This is a genomic window from Streptomyces spinosus (genome assembly GCF_020400655.1).
GTDB lineage: Bacteria > Actinomycetota > Actinomycetes > Streptomycetales > Streptomycetaceae > Streptomyces > Streptomyces argyrophylli.
Genome location: NZ_JAINRC010000009.1, coordinates 118,720 through 140,488, shown reverse-complemented (window position 1 = coordinate 140,488; position 21,769 = coordinate 118,720). Strand labels below are relative to the sequence as shown.

Here is a 21,769-nt window from a genome sequence, read left to right as displayed (position 1 = left end):
CCCGCTCAGCCCACGTTCGGGGCGAGGGCCTCGGTGATCCGGCGTGAGGCGCGGTGGGCCTCGGTCGCCGGGTCCGCGCCGCGCAGCACCCGGGTCATGTACTCCTTGATGGGGTTGTCGGCCTCCACGTCGGCCCACTGAGGGGTGTTGGGGGTCGCCCGGCCGTGTGCCGCGCCCGCGGCCATGGCGGCGACCCCCTCCTCGCCCCCGACCGCGCCGGCCAGTGTGGTCTTGTTGGGCACGTAGTTCATGGTGCGGGCGAGCTCGGTGTCCCACTTGGCGCCGGTGAGCGCCCCGACGACGGCGGTCGCGGCGAACTGGTCGTCGGTGTTGCCCGGGACGACCAGGTCCGAGCCTCCGGTGAAGACCGTGCCGGGCCGCCCGGCGGTCCGGCCGGGCACCGGGAAGAAGCCGAGCTTGTCCTTCAGGCCCGGGTTCTGCCGGACGACCGCCTGGGCGAGCCCGGGTACGGCGACGATCTGCGCGACCTTGCCGCCGGCGAACACCCCGGCCTGGGGCGGGTGCTCCTCGTCGGCGTCCACGGGCCCTTCGCCCAGCGCCTGGAGCCGGCGGTAGAAGTCCATGCCCCGCAGCGCGGCCGGGGTGTCCAGGGCGCCCTGCCACTCGTAGTCCTTCTCGCGGGCGAGGTCGCCGCCCTCGTCCCAGATGAAGCCGGAGAGCGTGTACCAGTCCTGCCCGGCGAGGTAGATGCCCTGGTTGCCGCCGGAGTCGAGCTTCTCGGTGGCGGCGAGCCACGCGTCGCGGGTCCGGGGCGGGCTGGTGATGCCGGCCTGCTCGAACAGGTCCTTGCGGTAGATGACGACGCGGTTGGCGGCGTACCAGGGGATGCCGTACTGCTTGTTGCCGTCCTTGCCGGGTTCGGCGAGACCGGGCAGCCACTTGTCCTTGCCCCAGTCACGCATCGACTCCAGGGTCAGGTCCACGAGCCGGCCGCCGTCCGCGTACAGCGGCACCTGGGTGTTGCCGACCTCGATGACGTCGGGGCCGTCCTGCGAGCCCGCCTTGAGCGCGCCGCGGACCTTGTCGACGATGCCGGTCCACTCCTGGATGCGGATGTCCAGCCGCAGGTCCTCGTGGGTGCGTTCGAAGTCCTCGGTGAACCGCCGCAGGAACTCACCGGAGGCGCTGCCCTTCATCAGCCACACGGTCACGGTCTTGCGGCCGTGGTCGCCGGGGAGCATCCCGCAGCCGCTGACGAGGGAGCCGGTGACGCAGAGGAGGGCGAGCAGACGACGTCTCACGAGGGGTCCTGTTCTGTCTGGCGGGAGTGCTGGGACAGGGGCGGGGGCCCGGCGTGGGGGGACGAGCGCACGGCTCGTACGGGTGTGCTGGATTTTGGTATGGACCAATGCGGAGGTCAAGGCCCGGCCCCCGGGCGGCCCGCGACGCCGTGCGCGCGGGGCGGGGATACGGCACGGTGGAGTACGGCGTGACACGAGAGGAGCACCCGCATGACGAACAACACCTACCGGGTCACCGAGATCGTCGGCACCTCGCACGAGGGCCTCGACCAGGCCATCCGCAACGGCATCGCCCGTGCCGACCAGACCCTGCGCAACCTGGACTGGTTCGAGGTGACCCAGATCCGCGGCCAGATCGAGAACGGCCGGGTCGAGCACTACCAGGTGGGCCTGAAGGTGGGGTTCCGCCTGGAGGACGGCGACTGAGCCGCCCCACGCAGGCCCCTTCAGGTACGTCCCTCCCGCTCCTGGGCCTCTTCCAGCGCGGCCGACTTCGCGGCCCAGCGGGCCCGTACGACGGTGAACCCGGCCCGCTCGGCGTCGTCACAGACCAGTTCGTCGTCGTCCACGACCACCCGGACCTCCCGGTCCCAGGCGAGCCGGCGCAAGGTCTCCAGCTTGGTGAACCGGGCCGGCCTGCGGTCGGCGTCGCCGCGCATGTGCACGCGCCCCTCGGGAAGACCGTGGGCGGCGAGCCACTCCAGCGTGTCGCGGCGGCACCGCTCGGGGCGGCCGGTGAGGTAGACGACCTCGCAGGCGCGGGCGCTCTCCACGGCCAGCGCCACGCCCTCGGCGATCGGCGGGTCCTGGGGCGCGGCGGCGAAGAACGCGTCCCAGTTCCGCGGCCGGCTCTCCAGGAAGCGCTGGCGGTGGGCGGTGTCGGCAAGCGTGTTGTCGAGGTCGAACACGGCGAGCGGGCGCGCGCTGCTGTCGGTCACACCGGCCACCCTAACCAGCCCCGGCCCGGTCCGGGGGCGCGCCACCGGCGGCGCCACGCCCGTGGGGCCGTACGGTGCGTACCCGCGCACCCACCGGGCGTGGCCACGGGAATCCCGGGCCCCCTCCGGCGTTGAACCCTGGTGTGAGCAGCACAGTGATCAGCCGGACCCGGTTCTCCGTCCTCGACCGCTCCCGCACCCGCGAGGGCCACCCGCCCGCCGAGGCGCTGCGCGACACCGTCGCGCTGGCCCGCGAGGCGGAGGCGCTGGGATACCACCGGTTCTGGGTGTCGGAGCACCACGGCGTGCCGGGTGTCGCCGGTTCCGCGCCGACCGTGCTCGCCGCCGCGGTCGCCGCCGCCACCCGCACCATCCGGGTCGGCACCGGCGGGGTCATGCTGCCCAACCACCGGCCCCTGGTCGTCGCCGAGCAGTTCGGGGTGCTGGAGTCCCTGTTCCCGGGCCGTGTCGACATGGGGCTCGGCCGCTCCGTCGGCTTCACGGACGGGGTGCGCCGGGCGCTCGGCCGGGACAAGGGCGACGCCGAGGACTTCGCGGCGCAGCTCGGCGAGTTGCTGGACTGGTTCACCGCAGGCTCGCCGACCGGGGTGCACGCCCGTCCCGCGGAGGGCCTGACCGTGCCGCCGTTCGTGCTGGCCATGGGCGAGGGCGCGCGGATCGCGGCCCGCGCCGGCCTGCCCATGGTCATCGGGGACCTGCGGGCCCGGGAGAGGATGCTGCGCGGCATCGACCAGTACCGCTCCCTGTTCCGCCCCTCCCGCTGGGCGTCCGAGCCGTACGTCGTGATCTCCGGCACGGTCGCGGTCGCCGGCACCGAGGCGGAGGCGCGCCGGCTGCTGGTCCCCGAGGCCTGGGCGATGGCGTACTCCCGCACGCACGGCACCTTCCCGCCGCTCGCCCCCGCCGAAGCGGTCGAGGCCCGCGCGATGACCGCGAAGGAACGGGACCTGTACGTGTCCGGGCTCGCCGGGCACATCGCGGGCACCGCCGACCAGGTCGCCCACGAACTGGAGAGCGTGCTCAAGGAGACGGGCGCCGAGGAGGTGCTCGTCACCACCAGCACCTACGACCGTACGGCCCTGCTCGACTCCCACCGGCGCCTCGCCGCGCTCTTCGCGCCGGCCCGGTGACCCGCCCGAGATGCGAACCCGGCCCGGGCCGGTGACCCTGGGAGGGCGAACCCCTAGCGACGAGGAGGGCTGCCATGTCCCTCAAGGACAAGATCAAGGGCATGCTCAAGGGCCGTGAGGGCATGGCCGACAAGGGCATCGACAAGGGCGGCGACTACGTCGACCAGCGCACCGGGAACAAGTACCGGTCGCAGGTCGACACCGGCCAGGACAAGCTGCGCGACGAGTTCGGCACCCGGCCGCAGGACCGGGACAACCCTCCGCAGGTCTGACGCACCGGGGCGGTTAAAGTTTCCCCCCGATGCACATCCCCCATGACCCCTACGTCCGCGTCCGCGGCGCCCGCGAGCACAACCTCAAGGGCGTCGACGTGGACATCCCCCGGGACGTCCTGGCCGTCTTCACCGGCGTCTCCGGCTCGGGCAAGTCGTCCCTGGCGTTCGGCACCGTCTACGCGGAGGCGCAGCGGCGGTACTTCGAGTCGGTCGCCCCGTACGCGCGCCGCCTGATCCACCAGGTGGGGGCGCCCAAGGTCGGTGAGATCACCGGGCTGCCGCCCGCGGTCTCGCTCCAGCAGCGCCGCTCCGCCCCCGGCTCCCGCTCCTCGGTGGGCACCGTCACCAACCTCTCCAACTCGCTGCGCATGCTGTTCTCGCGCGCGGGCACCTACCCGCCCGGAGCCGAGCGGCTGGACTCGGACGCGTTCTCGCCGAACACGGCTGCCGGTGCCTGCCCCACCTGTCACGGCCTCGGGCAGGTGCACGAGACCACCGAGGAACTGCTGGTCCCGGACCCCTCGCTGACCATCCGGGAGGGCGCCGTCGCGGCCTGGCCCGGTGCCTGGCAGGGCAAGAACCTGCGGGACATCCTGGACGCGCTCGGCCACGACGTGGACCGGCCCTGGCGCGAACTGCCCGCGCGTGAGCGCGAGTGGATCCTGTTCACCGACGAGCAGCCGGTGGTCACCGTCCACCCGGTCCGGGACGCCGACCGCATCCAACGGCCGTACCAGGGCACCTACACGAGCGCCCGCCGGTACGTCCTGAAGACGTTCTCCGACACCAAGTCGCCGACCCTGCGGGCGAAGGCGGAGCGCTTCCTGACCAGCGCGCCCTGCCCGGCCTGCGGGGGCAGCCGGCTGCGACCCGAGGCCCTCGCGGTGACCTTCGGCGGGCGGACCATCGCCGAGCTGGCCGCACTGCCGCTGACCGACCTCGCGGGACTGCTCGGAGCCGGCGCCGGCACCGAGACGGCCCGGGTGCTCACCGCCGACCTCGCGTCCCGGATCGCACCGGTGGTCGAGCTGGGGCTCGGCTACCTCAGCCTGGACCGGGCCACCCCCACCCTCTCGGCGGGCGAGCTGCAACGGCTGCGGCTCGCCACGCAGCTCAGGTCCGGGCTGTTCGGCGTGGTGTACGTGCTGGACGAGCCGTCCGCCGGGCTGCACCCGGCGGACACCGAGGCGCTGCTGACCGTGCTGGACCGGCTGAAGGCGGCCGGGAACTCGGTGTTCGTGGTGGAGCACCACCTGGAGGTCGTGCGCGGCGCCGACTGGGTGGTCGACGTGGGCCCCGGCGCGGGCGAGCACGGCGGGCGGGTGCTGTACAGCGGGCCGGTCGCCGAGCTGGCCTCGGTCGAGGAGTCGGCGACGGCCGTGTTCCTCTTCGACGAGTCGCCCGGTCCGCGACGCGAAGTCCGTTCACCGCGCGGCTGGTTGACGGTGGGCCCGGTGACCCGGCACAACCTGCGGGGGGTGACGGCCGCGTTCCCGCTCGGCGTGTTCACCGCGGTGACCGGTGTCTCCGGCTCCGGCAAGTCCACGCTCGTCGGCGAGTTGACGGAGGGCCTGGACGGCGTCGAGCGGCTGGTCCGGGTCGACCAGAAGCCCATCGGGCGCACCCCGCGGTCCAACCTGGCCACCTACACCGGCCTGTTCGACGTCGTGCGGAAGGTGTTCGCCGGCACGCGTCAGGCGCGGGAACGCGGTTACGGCGTCGGGCGGTTCTCGTTCAACGTGGCCGGCGGACGCTGCGAGACCTGCCAGGGCGAGGGGTTCGTCAGCGTGGAACTGCTGTTCCTGCCGAGCACCTACGCGCCCTGCCCGGACTGCGGCGGAGCCCGCTACAACCCCGAGACGCTCCAGGTGACGTACCGGGGGCGGACCATCGCCGACGTGCTCGACCTGACCGTGGAGGCCGCCGCGGAGTTCTTCGCGGACTCCCCCGCCGCCGTCCGCAGCCTTGCCACCCTGCTCGACGTGGGCCTCGGTTACCTGCGGCTCGGCCAGCCGGCGACCGAGCTGTCCGGCGGCGAGGCACAGCGGATCAAGCTGGCGAGCGAGCTCCAGCGCGGGCGCCGGGGCCACACCCTGTACCTGCTGGACGAGCCGACGACCGGTCTGCACCCGGCCGACGTGGAGGTCCTGACGGACCGCCTGCACGGACTGGTCGACGCCGGGCACACCGTCGTCGTGGTGGAGCACGACATGACGGTGGTCGCGGGCGCCGACTGGGTGATCGACCTGGGCCCGGGCGGCGGCGACCGGGGCGGCCGGATCGTGGCGGCCGGACCACCGGAGCGGGTCGCCCGCGCGGAGGGCAGCGCCACGGCGCCCTATCTGGAGCGGGTGGTGCCCTGAGCGCGGGTGGCCCGCGCGGCCGGACCGGTCGCCCGGCACGACCGTGCGGCGCGGCACGCCGCGGTCAGCGCGCCGGGAGCCGGGAGGCTCCCGCCCGGCCGTCCTGCGTGCCTGTCCGTGGCCGGCCGAACCGGTCGCAGGGCGCCTCCGGCGCGCTCGCGACCAGCGCCGTGTGGGTCCAGGCCGGTTCGGGTGCGGCCGGCTGGGCCGCGAGGGCGAGGGCGCGGCGGTCGGGGTGGGTGCCCGGCGGGATCACCGGCCGGACCTCCACCTCGGCGACCAGACCGCGGGTCCGGGCCACCCGCCACAGGGAGGCGAGCAGGGTGTCCTCGCCGACGAAGGCCGCCGCGGTGCCGGGCCCGCCGTCCTGCCGCCGGTAGCGCAGGCCGACCGGCTGCACGGACACGCCCGCGTCGAGGGCGGCCTGGAAGACGGCCCGGCGGAAGCGGCCGTGGGCGCGCCCGCACCAGGTGCTGCCCTCGGGGAACGCGGCCACGGCCGCGCCCGCGCGCAGGGCGCCCGCGATCTCGGCGACCGTACCGGGCAGGGCGCGCAGCCGGTCCCGTTCGATGAACAGGGCCCCGCCGCGCGCGGCGAGCGCGCCCGCCAGGGGCCACCCCCGGACCTCGCTCTTGGCGAGCATCCGGGCCGGGCGCACCGCGGTGAGCAGCGGGACGTCCAGCCACGAGACGTGGTTGGCGACCAGCAGCAGCCCGCCGGCCCGCGGGGCGGCTCCGGTGATCCGGACCCGGACCCCGATGGCCCGCACGATCGTCCGGCACCACCGCCCGACCCACTCGGCGGGGATCCTCCCGCCGAGCGGGGTCAGCGCGATCCCGGCCAGCAGCAGGACGGCGACCGCGGTGAGCCGCAGCACGGCACGGGGTACGGCCGCGGCGGCCCGGACCGGCTCCAGGCAGGCGCGCGGGGTGCAGGGCGCGGTGGGCAGCCAGGCGTTCATCAGGCCGGGACGAGGGAGAGGAAGTGCCGCAGGTAGCGCGGGTCGACCCGGCGCATCGACAGCAGGACGTACAGGTCGGCGACCCCGAAGTCGGGGTCGTGCGCGGGCCCGCCGCACACCCAGGCGCCGAGCCGGAGATAGCCGCGCAGCAGGGCGGGGAGTTCGGTGCGGGCGGCCGGGACCTGGGCGTTCGGGGTCCACGGCAGCAGCGGCCGGACCCGGAACTCCTCGGGTGCCAGGTGCTTGTTCCTGACCCGCTCCCAGGTGCCCGTGGCGAGGGCGCCGCCATCGGCGAGGGGCACCGAGCAGCAGCCCGCCAGCCACTCGTGGCCCCGGTCGGTCATGTAGCGGGCGATGCCGGCCCAGATCAGGCCGATGACGGTGCCGTCGCGGTGGTCGGGGTGGACGCAGGAGCGGCCGACCTCGACCAGGCCGGGCCGGATCGCGTCCAGCGCGGCCAGGTCGAACTCGCCCTCCGAGTAGAGCCGGCCGGCGATCGCGGCCCGCTCCGGCGGCAGCAGCCGGTAGGTGCCGACGACCTGTCCGGTCACCTCCTCGCGGACGAGCAGGTGGTCGCAGTAGGAGTCGAAGGCGTCGACGTCGTGCCCGGGTTCCACGGTGGCCAGCAGGGCCCCCATCTCCCCGGCGAAGACGTCGTGCCGCAGCCGCTGGGCGGCGCGCACGTCGGCCTCGTCGCGGGCGAGGGTGACGGTGTAGCGGGTGGGTGCCGCGGGCTGCGGGGGACGGTCGAGGGTGGAAACGCCGGTCATGGCTTACTCCTGGGCACGGGCCGGGTCGGCGGCGGGGGCGGCGGGCCCGGTGCGTACGGCCCGCCGCTCCTGTTCTTCCGAGGCCGGTTGGCGTGCGCGTGACCGGTGCCGGGAGGGCGGATGTGGGGGTGGTGAACGCCTCGGTCAGCCGTCCTTGGCGACGCATCCGGTGAGCAGCCGCCCGGCCTCGCCCTCGTCGAGCACCCGCTCCAGGACCAGGTCGCCGCGCATGTGCGGGAAGAAGCGGCCCGCGGGCCGGCTCCGCTCGTACGGCGGCGGGTCCAGGACGAGCAGGCGTACGCCGTCCACGACGGGGATGTCCGAGGGGGTGCCCTCGTTCCACACCCAGTCACCGGAGGGGGTGACGAGGTTGAAGGAGCCGGTGGTGTCCACCTGGCCGGGCTGGTCGCGGCAGACGGCGGCCTCCTCGGCGGAGGGGGCGCGGCCGGGCAGGTGGCCGCCGCCGACGAGGACGTCGGCGAGCAGGGTGTGCAGCTGGAAGTTGTCACCGATGCCGGTCATGCGCATCGCGTAGCCGGTGCCGGTGGGGCGGTGCAGGACGACCAGCGGTTCGTCGTCGAGGACGAGCAGGGCGTAGGCCAGGCACTTGAAGTCGTGGCCGGAGGCTTCCTCGACCGCGCGCAGCGCCTGGAGGAGGCCGGCGCGGGCCCCGGCGTCGAGGGCGGTGCGGACGGCGGCGTGGTTGAGCATGGCGACGGCGGCCATCTCCCACTGGTGCAGGGTCAGCCAGGCCAGGGCAGCCTCCGGGCCGACCCGGTCGAAGAGGCCCTCGTGCGGTTCCTCGGCCTCCGGGTCGGGGAAGTCGCCCCCGCCGGTGGCCGCCCAGCGCACGCAGAACTCGCGGGCGCCGTCGAGCGTCCCGGCGAGCCCGGCGAGGACGTGCGGCCCGCAGAGCGAGGCGTCGGCGCCGCGCTCGACGCAAGCGCCGACGATCACGGCGACGGTGGCGCGCGGCCCCGGCGGGACCTCGTCGAGTACCGCGGCGAGCCGTGGCCCGGCCTGGTGGAACTCCGTGCCGGCCGCCTCACCGAAGTACCGGTGCATGTCCTGGAAGTACTGCTGGGACCGGTCGGCGTCCCGCTCGCGCACAGCGGCCTCGAAACCGGTGACGGCGTCGAGGAACCGCGGCTTCCCCTTGTTCCCGAAGATCATGCGCGGAGACTGCCGAGGCCGGAGAAGCCAGACGGGGCCGGGGAGCACCACCCGGCCCCGCCCGTCCACCGGTCGGCGAACGTTCTCGGGTGTTACCTCTTGCCGGCCTTCCGGGTGGCCCTCAGCCACTCCTTGTTCATGCTGGTGATCGAGACCAGCGGGATGCCCTTGGGGCAGGCGGTCGCGCACTCACCGGTCAGCGTGCACCCGCCGAAGCCCTCCGCGTCCATCTGGGCCACCATGTCCAGCACCCGCGTCTCCCGCTCGGGCGCGCCCTGGGGCAGGACGTTCAGGTGGTTGACCTTGGCGGAGGTGAACAGCATCGCCGCGCCGTTCGGGCACGCGGCGACGCACGCCCCGCACCCGATGCACTCGGCGTGTTCGAACGCGAAGTCGGCGTCGGCCTTCGGCACCGGCGTGGCGTGGGCCTCGGGCGCGGAGCCGGTCGGCGCGGTGACGTAGCCGCCGGCCTGGATGATCCGGTCGAACGCCGACCGGTCCACGACCAGGTCCTTGATCACGGGGAACGCGGACGCCCGCCACGGCTCGATGTCGATCGTGTCGCCGTCCCGGAAGGACCGCATGTGCAGCTGGCAGGTGGTGGTCCGCTCCGGTCCGTGCGCGTCGCCGTTGATGACGAGCGAGCACGCGCCGCAGATGCCCTCGCGGCAGTCGTGGTCGAAGGCGACCGGCTCCTCGCCGGAGAGGATGAGCTGTTCGTTGAGGACGTCCAGCATCTCCAGGAAGGACATGTCGGGCGAGATGTCGTCCACCTCGTAGGTGGACATCGCTCCTTCGGCGTCGGCGTTCTTCTGCCGCCAGACGCGCAGGGTGAGCTTCATGCGTAGCTCCGCTGGGTGGGATGGACGTACTCGAAGACCAGGTCTTCCTTGTGCAGGACGGGCGCCTCGCCGGTGCCGGTGAACTCCCAGGCGGCGGCGTACGCGAACGCGTCGTCCTTGCGGGCGGCCTCGCCGTCCGGGGTCTGGGACTCCTCGCGGAAGTGGCCGCCGCAGGACTCGTCGCGGTGCAGCGCGTCGAGGCACATCAGCTCGGCGAGCTCCAGGTAGTCGACGATCCGGTTGGCCTTCTCCAGCGACTGGTTGAACTCCTCGCCGGTGCCGGGCACCTTGATCCGGCGCCAGAACTCCTCGCGGATCTGCGGGATGCGCTCCAGCGCCTTGCGCAGCCCCGTGTCGGAGCGGGCCATGCCGCAGAACTCCCACATCAGCTCGCCGAGTTCGCGGTGGAAGGAGTCCGGGGTGCGGTCGCCGTCCACCGCGAGAAGGAGGTTGATCCGGTCCTCCGTCTCGGCCAGCACCTCCTGGACGACGGGGTGCTGCTCGGTGACCGGTTCCTGGTGCGGGTTGCGGGCCAGGTAGTCGTTGATGGTGGCCGGCAGCACGAAGTAGCCGTCGGCGAGTCCCTGCATCAGCGCGGAGGCGCCGAGCCGGTTGGCGCCGTGGTCGGAGAAGTTGGCCTCGCCGATCGCGAAGAGACCGGGGATCGTGGTCTGGAGGTCGTAGTCGACCCACAGCCCGCCCATCGTGTAGTGCACGGCCGGGTAGATCCGCATCGGCACCTCGTACGGATCCTCGTCGGTGATCCGCTGGTACATGTCGAAGAGGTTGCCGTACTTGGCCTCGACGGCCTTGCGGCCCATGCGCCGGATGGCGTCGGCGAAGTCCAGGTAGACGCCCTGTCCGCCGGGGCCCACTCCCCTGCCCTCGTCGCAGACGTTCTTCGCGGCGCGGGAGGCGATGTCCCGGGGCACGAGGTTGCCGAAGGACGGGTAGATGCGCTCCAGGTAGTAGTCGCGCTCGTCCTCGGGGATCTCGTTCGGCGGACGGTTGTCGCCCTGGGCCTTGGGCACCCAGATGCGGCCGTCGTTGCGCAGCGACTCGCTCATCAGCGTCAGCTTCGACTGGTGGTCGCCGGTGCGCGGGATGCAGGTCGGGTGGATCTGGGTGAAGCAGGGGTTGGCGAAGTACGCGCCGCGCCGGTGCGCCCGCCAGACGGCGGTCGCGTTGGAGTTCATCGCGTTGGTCGACAGGTAGAAGACGTTGCCGTAGCCGCCGCTCGCGAGGACCACGGCGTCCGCGAAGTACGTGGCGATCCTGCCGGTGACGAGGTCGCGCGCCACGATGCCGCGGGCCCGTCCGTCGACGACGATCAGGTCGAGCATCTCGGTGCGCGGGTGCATCTCCACGTTCCCCGCCGCGATCTGCCGGGACAGCGCCTGGTAGGCGCCCAGCAGCAGCTGCTGGCCCGTCTGGCCGCGGGCGTAGAAGGTGCGCGAGACCTGGACACCGCCGAAGGAGCGGGTGTCGAGCAGGCCGCCGTACTCGCGGGCGAACGGCACGCCCTGGGCCACGCACTGGTCGATGATCTCGACGGAGATCTGCGCGAGCCGGTGGACGTTGGACTCGCGGGCCCGGAAGTCGCCGCCCTTGACGGTGTCGTAGAACAGGCGGTGGATGGAGTCGCCGTCGTTGCGGTAGTTCTTCGCCGCGTTGATACCGCCCTGCGCGGCGATGGAGTGGGCGCGGCGCGGTGAGTCCTGGTAGCAGAACTGGACGACGTGGTAGCCCTGTTCGGCCAGGGTGGCGCCGGCGGAGCCGCCTGCCAGACCGGTGCCGACCACGATGACCGTGTGCTTGCGCCGGTTGGCGGGGTTGACCAGCTTCGCCTCGAAGCGGCGCTTGTCCCAGCGTTCGTGGATGGGCCCGGTGGGGGCCTTGGTGTCGGTGACCGGCGCGCCGGTCGTGTAGTCGGCGTAGGTACTCATGTCAGCTCACCACTCCGGTCATGACGCCCACGGGTACGGCGATGAAGCCCGCCGTGAGCAGCAGCGCGAGGACGTTCGCGAGGGTCTTCAGGGCGCGGTCGCGGCTGCGGCTGCCGACGCCGAGGGTCTGGGCGGCGCTCCAGAAGCCGTGCCGGATGTGCAGGCCGAGTGCGAGCATCGCGACGATGTAGATCACGTCGCCGTACCAGGTGGAGAAGGTGTCCACCACGTTCTGGTACGGATGGCCCTCCTGGAAGCCGCCGGAGTGCACGGTGCCGGTGGTCAGGTCGAGGAGGTGCCAGACGATGAACAGGCCGAGGATGACGCCGCCCCAGCGCATGGTGCGGGTCGCGTAACTGGCCCGCGGCTTCTTGTGCACGTACTTGCTGGGCCGTGCCTTGATGTCGCGCCGGCTGAGCTGGTAGGCGGACGTGGCGTGGGCCACCACGGCGACCACGAGGACGATCCGGATGAGCCAGAGCGTCCACTCGTAGTGCATGAAGGGCTCGCCGACGGTGCGCAGCCAGTGCGCGTAGTGGTTGAACTCGCCCGCGCCGAAGTAGATCTTCAGATTGCCGATCATGTGCGCGACCAGGTACAGCAGCATGATCACGCCGCTGACGGCCATCACCGTCTTCTTGCCGACGGAGGAGTCCCACAGCGTGCGCGCCATGGACGGCCGTCGGTCCGTCCGCGTTGCCAGAGCCATGGAACAGCACGCTAGGGGCGAACGACCCGATCGGTCCAAGACATGGTCCGGCTTGTTTCCATAGGCTGAAGCTATTCTTGCTGGATGCAGTTCCAACAGCTCCAGTACTTCGTGGCCGTCGCCGAGACCCGGCACTTCACCCGGGCCGCCGAGCTGGTCCATGTCGCCCAGCCCTCGCTGTCCCAGCAGATCAGGGCGCTGGAGCGGGAGCTGGGTGCGGACCTCTTCCTGCGCGCCCGGGGCAACATCACGCTCACCGACGCCGGCGAGGCGCTGCTGCCGCTGGCCCGGCGCATCCTGGCCGACGCCGACACCGCCCGGCACGAGGTGCAGGAACTGGTGCAGCTGCGGCGGGGGCGGGTACGGCTGGGCGCGACGCCCAGCCTGTGCACGGGACTGCTGCCGGACGTGCTGCGGGCCTTCCACGACCGGTATCCCGGTATCCAGCTCCTGATCGAGGAGAGCGGCTCCCACGACCTGGTGCGGGAGCTGGCGCGCGGCGCGCTCGACCTCGCGCTGATCGTGCTGCCGCTGCCGACGCCGGCGCCCGCGCTGACGACCGTGGAGCTGCTGCGCGAGGACCTCGTGGTGGTGTCCTCGCCGGAGGCACCGGAACCCGGCCGGGGCGGGCGGGCCGTGGAGATCGCCGATCTGGAGGGGGAACGGCTGGTGATGTTCCGGCACGGGTACGACCTGCGGGAACTGACCGTCGCCGCGTGCCGCTCCGCCGGGTTCGAGCCGGACTTCGCGGTGGAGGGCGGGGAGATGGACGCGGTGCTCGGGTTCGTCCGGGCGGGGCTCGGCGTGGCCGTCGTGCCCCGGATGGTGGCCGCCCGGGCGGGCCGGGGCCTACGGGTCACCCCGCTGGCCCGCCCCGGCCTGCACCGCACCATCGGCCTGGCCCACCGCAGCGACGTGGCTCCGCCACGGGCGGCCCGGGAACTACAGCGGATGCTGCTGGAGCGGTAGCCGACGGCGCCGCCGGGGCGCGGGCGACCACTGGTCCGGGCGAGGGCCCACCGGGGGCGGTGGCAGCGCCGCCGAGGCACGCGGGTGGCGGCGCCGGGGCGGTGGGAGTGGCCGCCGGCCGCGGGGATGGGGCCGCCGGAGCGGTAGCCGAGGACGCCGCCGGGGCGCGGGTGATCAGCGGTTTGTCCGGGCGGGCCGCCGGTGGCAGGGGGCGGAGGGGTGCCGGCGGTGGCGCGGACGGTTCCGCCGTCGGCGCCGGCGGCAGCGCAGAACGCGCCGGTGAAGCCGTGGGCCGTGCCCGTGGAACAGCCCGGGGAACGGCGCCGACGGAGCCCGTGGCGGTGTTCGGTCGGACCGTCGGTGGGACCGCCCGCGGTGGCGGCGCGACCGGGGACCGCGCCGGTCGCCCCGCACCCAGCCCGTGCCCGCGGAACCGCGGAACCGCGGACGGCGGCCGTCAGGCCAGGACGGCCGGCCTGAGGACCTCCTCGCACCACCGGCGGAAGGACGTGGGTGCCGTCTCGGGCGTGCTGGGCGCCGCGCTGCCGTAGAAGCCCTGCTCGGCGGTCGCGGTCGCGAGGTCGGTCAGGGCCTGGGCCCAGTTCTCGCTCGCGCCGTACCGCAGTACCGACGTCCGGTACTCCGCCGCGCTGATCCGCTGGAAGCGGACCGGCCGGTCCAGCACCTCGGAGACGACGCGTGCCATGTCCTCCGGCGTCAGCGCGTCGGGACCGACCATCGGGACGTCCTCCTGGCCGGTCCAGGAGCCGTCGAGCAGCAGCCGTGCCGCCGTGGCGCCGATGTCACGGGTGGTGCAGGTGCGCAGCACCCGGTCGCCGGGGGCCGCCATGGCGATCACACCGTCGTCGCGGATCACCCCGGCCTGGTGGAGCAGGTTCTCCATGAGGTACGGCGGGCACAGCGCCCGGTGGTGGACCCCGCTGGCCCGGATCTCGTCGTCCATGGCCAGCGAGGCCGAGATCTGCCCGGCGTCGCGGGCGACGCCACGGCCCAGGGTGGAGACGGCGACGACCCGCTCGACGCCCCCGGTGCGGATCGCGTCGACCAGGGGCCGGGTGAAAGCGCGGAAGTGGCCGTCGACGCTGTCGGCGGTGGGCGCCGGCGGCACCAGCCAGAACACCCGGTCGGCGCCCGCGCACGCCTTGGCGGTGACGTCGGGGTCGGCGTGCGAGCCGGTGACGGCCTCGACGCGGGCGCGCACGCGCGCGGACAGGCGCCCGGGATCGCGCACGATGACGCGGATCTCCCCCGCCGCGTCCCCGGCGTCGAGGAGGGAGTCGAGGACCCGGCTGCCGATCTGGCCGGTCGGGGTGGTGACGAGGATCACGGAACGCTCCTGGAAGAACGGGGGGATGGACGTGATCGAGCCTGCCGTCCGGCGCCCGTCGACTGAAGGACCACTTCGCTCCGGGTTGTTACCCTGAGGGTAATGCCGAGCGCGGGACCGAGTCGGAGGCACCGCCGGAGGGAGGGTGGAGCCATGGAGTCCCGCCCGCTGCGCTACTTCGTCGCCGTCGCCGAGGAGCTGAACTTCGCCCGCGCGGCCGAGCGGCTGGGCATCTCCGCCCCGCCGCTGTCCCGGGCGATCCGGGCGCTGGAGGCCGAGCTCGGGGTCACCCTCTTCGAGAGGACCACCCACAGCGTGGTCCTGACCCGCGCGGGCGAAGTACTCCTCACCCAGGCGCGGTTCGCGCTGGACGCCCTGGAGGCCGCCGGTCGGCGGGCCCGGCGCGCAGCGGACCCGGAACGCAAGCTCGTCCTGGCGGTCAAGGCCGACGGCGACGCGGGACTGCTGGAGCCGCTCCTGGAGCGCTATGCCGCCGACCCCGCCGCCGTCCCGGTGACGGTACGGCTGTGCGGCTGGCTGGAGCAGCCACGGCTGCTGCGGCGCGGCGAGGCCGATGCCGCACTGGTCCACGAGCCCTTCGACCGCACCGGCCTGGACAGCGAGACCCTGATCGCCGAGCCGCGTGTGGCGGTGCTCGGTGCCGCCCACCCGCTCGCCGCACGCGACCACGTCCTCCTCGCCGACCTGGGGCTGCGCCCCGGGGATGTGCACCGGTTCCTGGAGGACATGCGCAACGAGGGCCGTGACCTCGCCCAGTTGCTCACCCGTGTCGCCCTCGGCGAGCTGGTCGCGCTGCTGCCGGCGTCCGTCGCCGACCGCTATCCGCGCCCGGGTGCCGTCTACCGGCCCGTCCCGGACGCGCCGCCCTCGCTCCTGGCGGTCGCCTGGCCGCAGCAGTCCCGTTCCATGGCGACCGCGGCCCTCGTCCGGGCGGCGGCCGCCGTCGCCGCGGCCGCCCGGGAGGAGGACGGCGGAGCGGCTCCGGCGGATCAGCCCGTCGCGTCCACCAGGGCGAGGTCGTGGAGCCTCTCGGGCGGGCCCGGACGCGCGTAGTACCAGCCCTGGGCCGTGTCGCAGCCCAGGACCCGCAGCTGCTCGGCCTGCGCGCCGGTCTCCACGCCCTCGACCGTGACCGCCAGGTCGAGACTGTGGGCGAGCGAGACGATGCCCTCCACGATCTTCAGGTCGACGGGGTCGGCGGGGAACTGCTGCATGCCCTGGGTGAAGGAGCGGTCCAGCTTGAGGATGCTCACCGGCAGGCGGCGCAGGTTGGCGAGGTTGGAGTAGCCGGTGCCGAAGTCGTCCAGTGCGATGTCGACGCCCATCTCCGCGAGCCGGCGCAGGGGCTTGAGCAGGTCGTCGTCGGCGCCGATGAGCGCGGACTCGGTGACCTCCAGGCACAGGGCGTCCGGGGTGACGCCCGACCGTTCGAGGATGTCCACCGTGTCCTGTACCAGGCCGGGGTGGCTGAGCTGGCACGGGGAGAGGTTGACGTTGATCCGCAGCGGGCCGGCCGCCTGCTGCTCGCCGTGGAGTTCCCGCCAGGCGCGGGCCTGCCGGATCGACTCCTCCAGGACCCAGCGGCCGAGCGGGACGATGAGGCCGGTGTGCTCGGCGAGCGGGATGAAACGGTCGGGGCCGAGGACGCCGTGCTGCGGGTGCAGCCAGCGCACCAGGGCCTCGGCGCCGCGCACGCTGCCGTCGCCGAGGTGGACCAGGGGCTGGTACTCGATGAAGAACTCGCCGCGCTCCAGCGCGGTCGGCAGGGCCGTGGTCAGGCCGTGCCGGGTGATGGCGCGGGCGTCGGCCTCGGGGTCGGCGAGTTCGAAGCGGTTGCCGCCCGCCGACTTGGCCCGGTACATGGTGATGTCGGCGCTGCGCAGCACCTCGGCGGCGGTGCGCTCCCCGGCCGGGCCCTCCACGATGCCGAGGCTGCCGCGCACCATGAGGTCGCGGCCGTCGATGCTGATCGGGGTGACCAGCGCGTTCATGATGCGCTCGGCGAGTTCGTCCACCTTCCGTTCGGTGCCGGGGCCGGTGGTCAGGGCCACGAACTCGTCGCCGCCGAGCCGGGCGACCATCTCGCCGGGCGCGGTCGCGCAGGACTGGAGCCGGTCGGCGACCTCCACCAGCAGCCGGTCGCCGGCCGCGTGGCCGAGGCTGTCGTTGACGGTCTTGAAGCCGTCCAGGTCCAGGTAGCACAGGCCGAAGCGCTGGCCCTCGCCCGCGCTGAGGGCCTTCTCCAGCCGCTCGAAGAACAGAGAGCGGTTGGGCAGGCCGGTGAGGGCGTCGTGCGTGGCCTCGTAGCGCAGCCGGAGGTTGAGCAGCCGGCGCTCGGTGGTGTCCTCCATGAGGGCGAGCTGGTACTGCGGGTCACCGTCGGCGTCACGCAGCAGGGACACGGTCAGGTTGGTCCACAGGACCGTCCCGTCGGGGCGGTTGAAGGCCTTCTCGACGTGGTAGTGCTCGCGCTCGCCGCGCACGAGTTCGTCGTAGAGCCGCCAGGTCTGCGGGGCGTCGTCGGGGTGCGCCCAGTCCTGGACGCGCCGGCCGCGCAGGGTCTGCTCGGAGAGGCCGAACATGCGCAGCAGCGCCTCGTTGACCTGGAGGACGTTGCCTTCGAGGTCGGCGATGCCGATTCCTATCGCGGCGCCCTCGAAGACCGCGCGGAAGCGGGCCTCGCTCGCGTGCAGCGCCTGGGCCACCACGCCCTGGGCGCGCAACGCGGCCTGGGCGATGGCCTCCTGCTCGGCGAGGGTGCGCTCGCGCAGGGCCTGGGCGTAGCCGGCGGCCATGGCGTGCTGCAACCGGGAGGAGCGGATGCGCAGTTCGTCCTGGGGGCCGTCCTCGCCGCAGTACAGCACCAGGTAGGCGTCGACGCAGTCGAGGGTGCGGGCCAGCGCCTCGGGGTCGGTGCAGTGCGCCCCGACCAGGGCGGCGCCGACGGCCTTCGCCGCGTCCGCGTCGAAGGCGCGGGCCCGCAGCAGTTCACTCAGCCGGCGTGCGAGCGGGAGGAGCCGTTCCTCGAACTCGGTGCGGGTCAGCGACGTGGAGGTCACCGGGAACAGCGCCCGGCTCCAGATCGTCGTCAGCCGGCGCAGTCTGCCCTCCGGCTGGTCCGGTTCCGCGCTCACGCCGTACGCCCCACGCCGGCGAATCCGGAGAAGGCATACGGGTCCTCGTCCTCCGGCGCCGAGTCCGGGCGCCAGCGCGGCATCGGCACCAGTCCGGGTTCCACCATGTCGTACCCCTCGAAGAACCGCGCGATCTCCTCGCGCGAGCGCATGATCAGCGGGTTGCGAATGTCCTTGTACACGTCCACCGCGCCCCCGGCCCGCTCGGCGGGCAGCGGGATTCCCTCGTACGAGGCATGGGTGAGGACCAGCAGGCTGCCGGGCGCGAGCGCCTCGCGCAGCTCGGCCACCGCACCGTACGGGTCGTCCGCGTCTTCCACGAAGTGCAGTATGGCAACGAGGAGGAGGGCCACTGGCCGATTCAGGTCGATCAGCCGGTCCAGTCGGGGGCTGGAGAGGATGTCCCGGGGCTTGCGCAGGTCCGCCGCGACCACGTCGGCGTCGTCGTTGCCCGCCAGGACCGCCTGGCTGTGCGCGACGGCCACCGGGTCGTTGTCCACGTAGACCACCCGCGCGCCCGGTACGGCCGCCTGCGCCACCTCGTGGACGTTGCCGAAGGTGGGGATGCCGGACCCGACGTCGAGGAACTGGGTGATGCCCTCCCCGGCCGCGAACCGCACGGCCCGGCGCATGAACGCCCGGTTGGCCTGCATGATCTTCGGCAGGCCCGGCATGAACTCCATGGCCTTGCGGGCCGCTTCCCGGTCGACCTCGAAGTTGTGCGAACCGCCCAGGTAGTAGTCGTAGATCCGCGAGACGCTGGGCACCGAGATGTCGATGCTCCGTGGGGCCCAGGCGGGTCGCTCCATGTATCTCTCCAAGGCGTGGACGGGTGCAGGCGATCCGGTGTTCGAGCCGAGGCTACTGATCGCCCGCCAATGGAGCGACCTGAACCGGAAATTGACCGTCCGTTCCCGGTCACTGCCTGCGGCAAGTGCCCGTATGGCCCCGCTGTGTGACGGCTGTACGGGCAGCGCGCGCGTTCACCGCACACAACGATCCGCCCCCTCCGTGCGGTGCGGAGGGGGCGGATCTTCGGCCGCGCGCCGGGGCGGGCGGGGCGATCGACCTGGGGAGGTGATCAGTTGCCCGGCGCGCCGACCGGCTTTCCGTCGGGCGAGACGGCGTACCACGTGCCGCCCACGCCCTGACCGTTGGTGTCGCCCGGGGCCTTGTCCCCGGAGAAGGTGTAGATCGGCCAGCAGTTGACGGTCATCTGCTTCACCCCGTCGGGGCGGGTGAAGGGCATCAGGCCCTTCTTCTTGACGCCGTCGGTGTCGTCGGCGTTGACCGGGCCGACCGCCGGCCACTTCTCCAGGCAGGCGCCGGTGCAGTTGGAGACGGACTTCGGCCAGGCCTGGTCCTTCATGAACCGGTAGACGGTCATGCCGTTCTTGTCGACGACGATGTCACCCAGTTCGGCGTCCTTGCGGACGGACAGGCCGGGCAGGTCGGACAGCTTGGCCTTCTTGCCGGTGGGGGCGAGCGCGAACCACTTGCCGCCCACGCCCTGGCCGTTGACGTCACCGGCGTTGACGTCCTTGGCGTAGCGGTAGGCGGGCCAGCCGCCGATGGTCAGCTGCTTGGAGCCGTCGGCACGGGTGACCTCGCCGAGCAGCGCCTTGTCGATGCCGGCACCGGCGGTGGCGTCGTCGGCGGGGACCGGCGGCCAGGTGGTGGCGCAGTCGCCGGCGCAGTTGGACTTGGGCGGGTTGGCGGTGTCCTTGTCGAACCGGTAGAGGGTGAGGCCCGCCGCGTCGGTCAGCACGCTGCCCAGCTGGGGATTGCTGGCCACGGCGAGCTTGCCCGCGGGGGTGACCGGGGCCGGGGAGGCGGAACTCTGGCTGCCGTCGGCGCCGTAGCCGTTGCCGGCGCCCGGCGCCGTGCCGCTGCCCGGGTTGCCGTAGTCGCCGGCCGCCGCCGTGGCCCCGACGTTCTGGGCCGCCGAAGCGGGAGTGGTGGCATTGTCCTGACCGCACGCCGTCGTCAGCGCCAGCACGGAAGCGGCTGTCGCCACCAGTGAGGCGGTCCGCCAGGAGGTCTTCATCGTCAACTCCCCATTATCGCCTGGATGTTGCAGCGCCCTGATGTGCCGCCGCACGGCCATGGGTACGCACCGCGGGGGGCCCTGCGTTCAACGGCCGCCGGAATTTCTTTCCGGATCCTGTGCGGCTGCGGCCCGGATCGTGTGCGACCGCGGCGCCGGAGCGGAGGCAGCAGATGGACAGACGGGGCGATAGCGGGCACTTCCGCTCGTCAAACCTCTGATCACCCCATCTCCCTCTTTCGGAGCAATCTCGGCCCACTGCGGGGTACGGCGGCCTCCCGCGCCTCATGATCTCGGTCGTGCCTGGACCCGAAGTGACCCGACGCGCGCCCACCACACGGGTGCTGGCCCTGTTGACGCTGACCTGGGCCCTGGTGGGCTGGCCGGCCGGCAGCGCGTCGGCCGACGCCTGCGCGTACGCCTCCACGGGCCCGGACGGCACGGTGGCGGTGGCCCGTGCCGGCGGCCACCACTGGCCCGACCCGCCCTGTCCGAAGCCGCCCCCGCCACCGTGTCCGCCGACGCCCACTCCCACTCCCACTCCCACTCCCACACCGACGCCCACCCCCACTCCCCCGCCGACCCCGCCGCCTAAGCCGACGCCTCCGCCCGAGCCGACGCCGACGCCGAAACCGTCACCCCGGCCGGTGCCGAAGCCACCGCCGCGACCGCCCGCCCGGCCCGCCCCGGCGCCCCCGGCCGCCCCGGCACCCCGGCCGACCCCCACCCCCACGCCGCCGCCGAGACCCACGCCGAAGCCGACGCCCAAGCCCGCCCCACGGCCTTCCGCGGCCCCGGTGAGCTACCCGGAGTACCACCCGCACACCGTCAGCCGCCCCACGCGCGGCCACACCTCGCCCGTCACCTACGTCCTGCTCATCACCGTCCCCGCGATCGTCGCCGTCGCGGCGCTGCGCCCGCGCTGACGCGCCGGCACCCCTCACTCCCTGGAGGCATCAGTTGTCGGATTGGCTTGTTCTCGTCCTCGCGATGCTGGGGGCCTGTGCCGTGGTGGTCGTCATCACGCTGCTACGGCACCGGGCGGCCGCCGAGGACGAGGATCCCAACGAGACCCCGGACGTCATCGAGTACATGACGATGTGGATCGGTGTCATCTACGCCATCGTCCTGGGTCTGGCCATCGCGGGCGTGTGGGAGGCGCGCAACAGCGCCCAGGACCACGTGCAGACCGAGGCCCAGGCACTGCACGAGATCTCCGAGCGGGTCCGGGTCTACCCGCCGGACGTTCGGGACGGGATCCGCGCGGACATCGACGCCTACGTCGGTTACGTCGTCCACACCGAGTGGCGGACGATGGCGGACGACGAGCGGGTCACCGACCGCGGCACCGAACTGCTGCACAAGGTGCGGGAGGCCGTCACCGACTACCAGCCGAAGAACGACTTCGAGGCGCAGGCCTACCAGCCCCTGCTCGACCAGATGGCCACCGCCGACCAGGCCCGCAACGCGCGCGCCGACTCCACCGGGGCCACCATGCCGCCGGTCGTGTGGTGGGGACTGCTGACCGGTGCGCTGATCACCATCGGCATGGTGTTCGCGCTCCAGATCCGGCGCACCGGGCGCGAACTGGTCCTGGCCGGGCTGTTCTCCGCGACCATCGCCTTCATGCTGTTCCTCATCTGGGACTTCGACGCGCCCTACAGCCGGGGCATCGCGGTGACGGCGGAGCCGTTCCAGAGCCTGTTCCCGGGCCTCACCGGGTAGCCCCCGGCCGCCCCGCACCGGCGGTGTCCGCCACGGAAAGCGGAGGCGGCAACCATGGCAGGCCTCCGCCCCCGCTTTCCGTGCGGAACCGGGGCGAAGGCCTGCCGACGTGCGGGCTCGGGGACGGAGGGATCC

Annotated in this window: 20 protein-coding genes; 8 read left to right on the top strand and 12 right to left on the bottom strand. The window is 73.2% G+C overall.

Annotation, left to right across the window (positions count from 1 at the left end; translation table 11 throughout):
• Positions 1-5 precede the first annotated feature (5 nt).
• Entirely contained in the window at positions 6-1,262 is a 1,257-nt protein-coding gene (locus tag LG395_RS18590) for an extracellular solute-binding protein (RefSeq protein ID WP_225810512.1), read from the bottom strand.
• 210 nt (positions 1,263-1,472) lie between these two features.
• On the opposite strand from LG395_RS18590, the gene LG395_RS18585 reads away from it, so the two are divergent.
• A complete protein-coding gene (locus LG395_RS18585) occupies positions 1,473-1,688 on the top strand; it encodes a dodecin (RefSeq protein WP_171150603.1) in 216 nt (71 codons plus the stop codon).
• Positions 1,689-1,708: 20 nt separating this feature from the next.
• Here LG395_RS18585 and LG395_RS18580 read toward each other — a convergent pair whose 3' ends face one another.
• Entirely contained in the window at positions 1,709-2,200 is a 492-nt protein-coding gene (locus LG395_RS18580; RefSeq protein WP_225810511.1) for a phosphatase domain-containing protein, read from the bottom strand.
• Positions 2,201-2,343: 143 nt separating this feature from the next.
• Between LG395_RS18580 and LG395_RS18575 the strand changes: the two genes are divergently transcribed.
• From LG395_RS18575 to LG395_RS18565, 3 genes are all read left to right on the top strand, one after another.
• On the top strand, positions 2,344-3,351 hold the full coding sequence (locus tag LG395_RS18575; RefSeq protein ID WP_171150604.1) for an LLM class flavin-dependent oxidoreductase: 1,008 nt from the start codon (positions 2,344-2,346) through the stop codon (positions 3,349-3,351).
• Positions 3,352-3,425: 74 nt separating this feature from the next.
• Complete coding sequence (locus LG395_RS18570; RefSeq protein WP_171150605.1) at positions 3,426-3,623, top strand: antitoxin; 198 nt, start codon at positions 3,426-3,428, stop codon at positions 3,621-3,623.
• A 29-nt stretch (positions 3,624-3,652) separates the two neighbouring features.
• Entirely contained in the window at positions 3,653-5,989 is a 2,337-nt protein-coding gene (locus tag LG395_RS18565; protein WP_225810510.1) for an ATP-binding cassette domain-containing protein, read from the top strand.
• Between the two features lie 64 nt (positions 5,990-6,053).
• Here the strand turns inward: LG395_RS18565 and LG395_RS18560 are convergent, their stop codons facing one another.
• The 6 genes from LG395_RS18560 to LG395_RS18535 form a co-directional block, all read right to left on the bottom strand.
• Positions 6,054-6,950 carry a lysophospholipid acyltransferase family protein gene (locus LG395_RS18560; RefSeq protein ID WP_171150607.1) on the bottom strand — a complete coding sequence of 299 codons (897 nt, stop codon included), beginning with the start codon at positions 6,948-6,950 and terminating at the stop codon, positions 6,054-6,056.
• The gene (locus LG395_RS18555; protein ID WP_225810509.1) at positions 6,950-7,720 is read right to left on the bottom strand and encodes a GNAT family N-acetyltransferase; all 771 of its coding nucleotides are present in this window, start codon (positions 7,718-7,720) and stop codon (positions 6,950-6,952) included. Before LG395_RS18555 ends, LG395_RS18560 begins: the two co-directional genes overlap by 1 nt.
• 144 nt (positions 7,721-7,864) lie before the next feature.
• A complete protein-coding gene (locus tag LG395_RS18550) occupies positions 7,865-8,893 on the bottom strand; it encodes a hypothetical protein (RefSeq protein ID WP_225810508.1) in 1,029 nt (342 codons plus the stop codon).
• A 92-nt stretch (positions 8,894-8,985) separates the two neighbouring features.
• A complete protein-coding gene (locus tag LG395_RS18545) occupies positions 8,986-9,735 on the bottom strand; it encodes a succinate dehydrogenase/fumarate reductase iron-sulfur subunit (RefSeq protein ID WP_225810507.1) in 750 nt (249 codons plus the stop codon).
• Complete coding sequence (locus LG395_RS18540; RefSeq protein WP_225810506.1) at positions 9,732-11,681, bottom strand: fumarate reductase/succinate dehydrogenase flavoprotein subunit; 1,950 nt, start codon at positions 11,679-11,681, stop codon at positions 9,732-9,734. The genes LG395_RS18545 and LG395_RS18540 overlap by 4 nt, the downstream gene beginning before the upstream one ends.
• Position 11,682: 1 nt before the next feature.
• Positions 11,683-12,354, bottom strand: coding sequence for a succinate dehydrogenase (locus LG395_RS18535; protein WP_225810650.1), 672 nt, complete (start codon positions 12,352-12,354; stop codon positions 11,683-11,685).
• A gap of 120 nt (positions 12,355-12,474) precedes the next feature.
• Between LG395_RS18535 and LG395_RS18530 the strand changes: the two genes are divergently transcribed.
• Positions 12,475-13,359, top strand: coding sequence for a LysR family transcriptional regulator (locus LG395_RS18530; protein ID WP_225810505.1), 885 nt, complete (start codon positions 12,475-12,477; stop codon positions 13,357-13,359).
• 457 nt (positions 13,360-13,816) lie between these two features.
• Here LG395_RS18530 and LG395_RS18520 read toward each other — a convergent pair whose 3' ends face one another.
• Entirely contained in the window at positions 13,817-14,707 is an 891-nt protein-coding gene (locus tag LG395_RS18520) for an NAD(P)H-binding protein (RefSeq protein WP_171150613.1), read from the bottom strand.
• A gap of 153 nt (positions 14,708-14,860) precedes the next feature.
• On the opposite strand from LG395_RS18520, the gene LG395_RS18515 reads away from it, so the two are divergent.
• A complete protein-coding gene (locus tag LG395_RS18515; protein ID WP_225810504.1) occupies positions 14,861-15,781 on the top strand; it encodes a LysR family transcriptional regulator in 921 nt (306 codons plus the stop codon).
• Here LG395_RS18515 and LG395_RS18510 read toward each other — a convergent pair.
• The 3 genes from LG395_RS18510 to LG395_RS18500 form a co-directional block, all read right to left on the bottom strand.
• Positions 15,718-17,862 (bottom strand): putative bifunctional diguanylate cyclase/phosphodiesterase, encoded by a 2,145-nt coding sequence (locus LG395_RS18510; protein WP_171150615.1) that lies wholly within the window; start codon positions 17,860-17,862, stop codon positions 15,718-15,720. The two genes, LG395_RS18515 and LG395_RS18510, sit on opposite strands and share 64 nt — an antisense overlap.
• The gene (locus LG395_RS18505; protein WP_225810503.1) at positions 17,859-18,671 is read right to left on the bottom strand and encodes an SAM-dependent methyltransferase; all 813 of its coding nucleotides are present in this window, start codon (positions 18,669-18,671) and stop codon (positions 17,859-17,861) included. The genes LG395_RS18510 and LG395_RS18505 overlap by 4 nt, the downstream gene beginning before the upstream one ends.
• Positions 18,672-18,943: 272 nt before the next feature.
• Positions 18,944-19,909 carry an SCO0930 family lipoprotein gene (locus LG395_RS18500; RefSeq protein ID WP_171159520.1) on the bottom strand — a complete coding sequence of 322 codons (966 nt, stop codon included), beginning with the start codon at positions 19,907-19,909 and terminating at the stop codon, positions 18,944-18,946.
• A gap of 797 nt (positions 19,910-20,706) precedes the next feature.
• Here LG395_RS18500 and LG395_RS41200 point away from each other — a divergent pair.
• On the top strand, positions 20,707-20,835 hold the full coding sequence (locus tag LG395_RS41200; protein WP_263982716.1) for a hypothetical protein: 129 nt from the start codon (positions 20,707-20,709) through the stop codon (positions 20,833-20,835).
• Between the two features lie 34 nt (positions 20,836-20,869).
• Positions 20,870-21,634: a bestrophin-like domain gene (locus LG395_RS18495; RefSeq protein WP_171150618.1), complete on the top strand. Its 765-nt coding sequence runs from the start codon at positions 20,870-20,872 to the stop codon at positions 21,632-21,634.
• The last annotated feature ends 135 nt before the right edge of the window (positions 21,635-21,769 follow it).

What these genes read in the sequence shown, in the direction of transcription:
- LG395_RS18585 (WP_171150603.1), top strand. Translation starts at nt 1,473, where the DNA reads ATGACGAACAACACCTACCGGGTCACCGAGATCGTCGGCACCTCGCAC.
- LG395_RS18570 (WP_171150605.1), top strand. Translation starts at nt 3,426, where the DNA reads ATGTCCCTCAAGGACAAGATCAAGGGCATGCTCAAGGGCCGTGAGGGC.
- LG395_RS18565 (WP_225810510.1), top strand. Translation starts at nt 3,653, where the DNA reads ATGCACATCCCCCATGACCCCTACGTCCGCGTCCGCGGCGCCCGCGAG.
- LG395_RS18560 (WP_171150607.1), bottom strand. Translation starts at nt 6,950, where the DNA reads ATGAACGCCTGGCTGCCCACCGCGCCCTGCACCCCGCGCGCCTGCCTG.
- LG395_RS18555 (WP_225810509.1), bottom strand. Translation starts at nt 7,720, where the DNA reads ATGACCGGCGTTTCCACCCTCGACCGTCCCCCGCAGCCCGCGGCACCC.
- LG395_RS18550 (WP_225810508.1), bottom strand. Translation starts at nt 8,893, where the DNA reads ATGATCTTCGGGAACAAGGGGAAGCCGCGGTTCCTCGACGCCGTCACC.
- LG395_RS18545 (WP_225810507.1), bottom strand. Translation starts at nt 9,735, where the DNA reads ATGAAGCTCACCCTGCGCGTCTGGCGGCAGAAGAACGCCGACGCCGAA.
- LG395_RS18540 (WP_225810506.1), bottom strand. Translation starts at nt 11,681, where the DNA reads ATGAGTACCTACGCCGACTACACGACCGGCGCGCCGGTCACCGACACC.
- LG395_RS18535 (WP_225810650.1), bottom strand. Translation starts at nt 12,354, where the DNA reads ATGGCGCGCACGCTGTGGGACTCCTCCGTCGGCAAGAAGACGGTGATG.
- LG395_RS18530 (WP_225810505.1), top strand. Translation starts at nt 12,475, where the DNA reads ATGCAGTTCCAACAGCTCCAGTACTTCGTGGCCGTCGCCGAGACCCGG.
- LG395_RS18515 (WP_225810504.1), top strand. Translation starts at nt 14,861, where the DNA reads ATGGAGTCCCGCCCGCTGCGCTACTTCGTCGCCGTCGCCGAGGAGCTG.
- LG395_RS18505 (WP_225810503.1), bottom strand. Translation starts at nt 18,671, where the DNA reads ATGGAGCGACCCGCCTGGGCCCCACGGAGCATCGACATCTCGGTGCCC.
- LG395_RS18500 (WP_171159520.1), bottom strand. Translation starts at nt 19,909, where the DNA reads ATGAAGACCTCCTGGCGGACCGCCTCACTGGTGGCGACAGCCGCTTCC.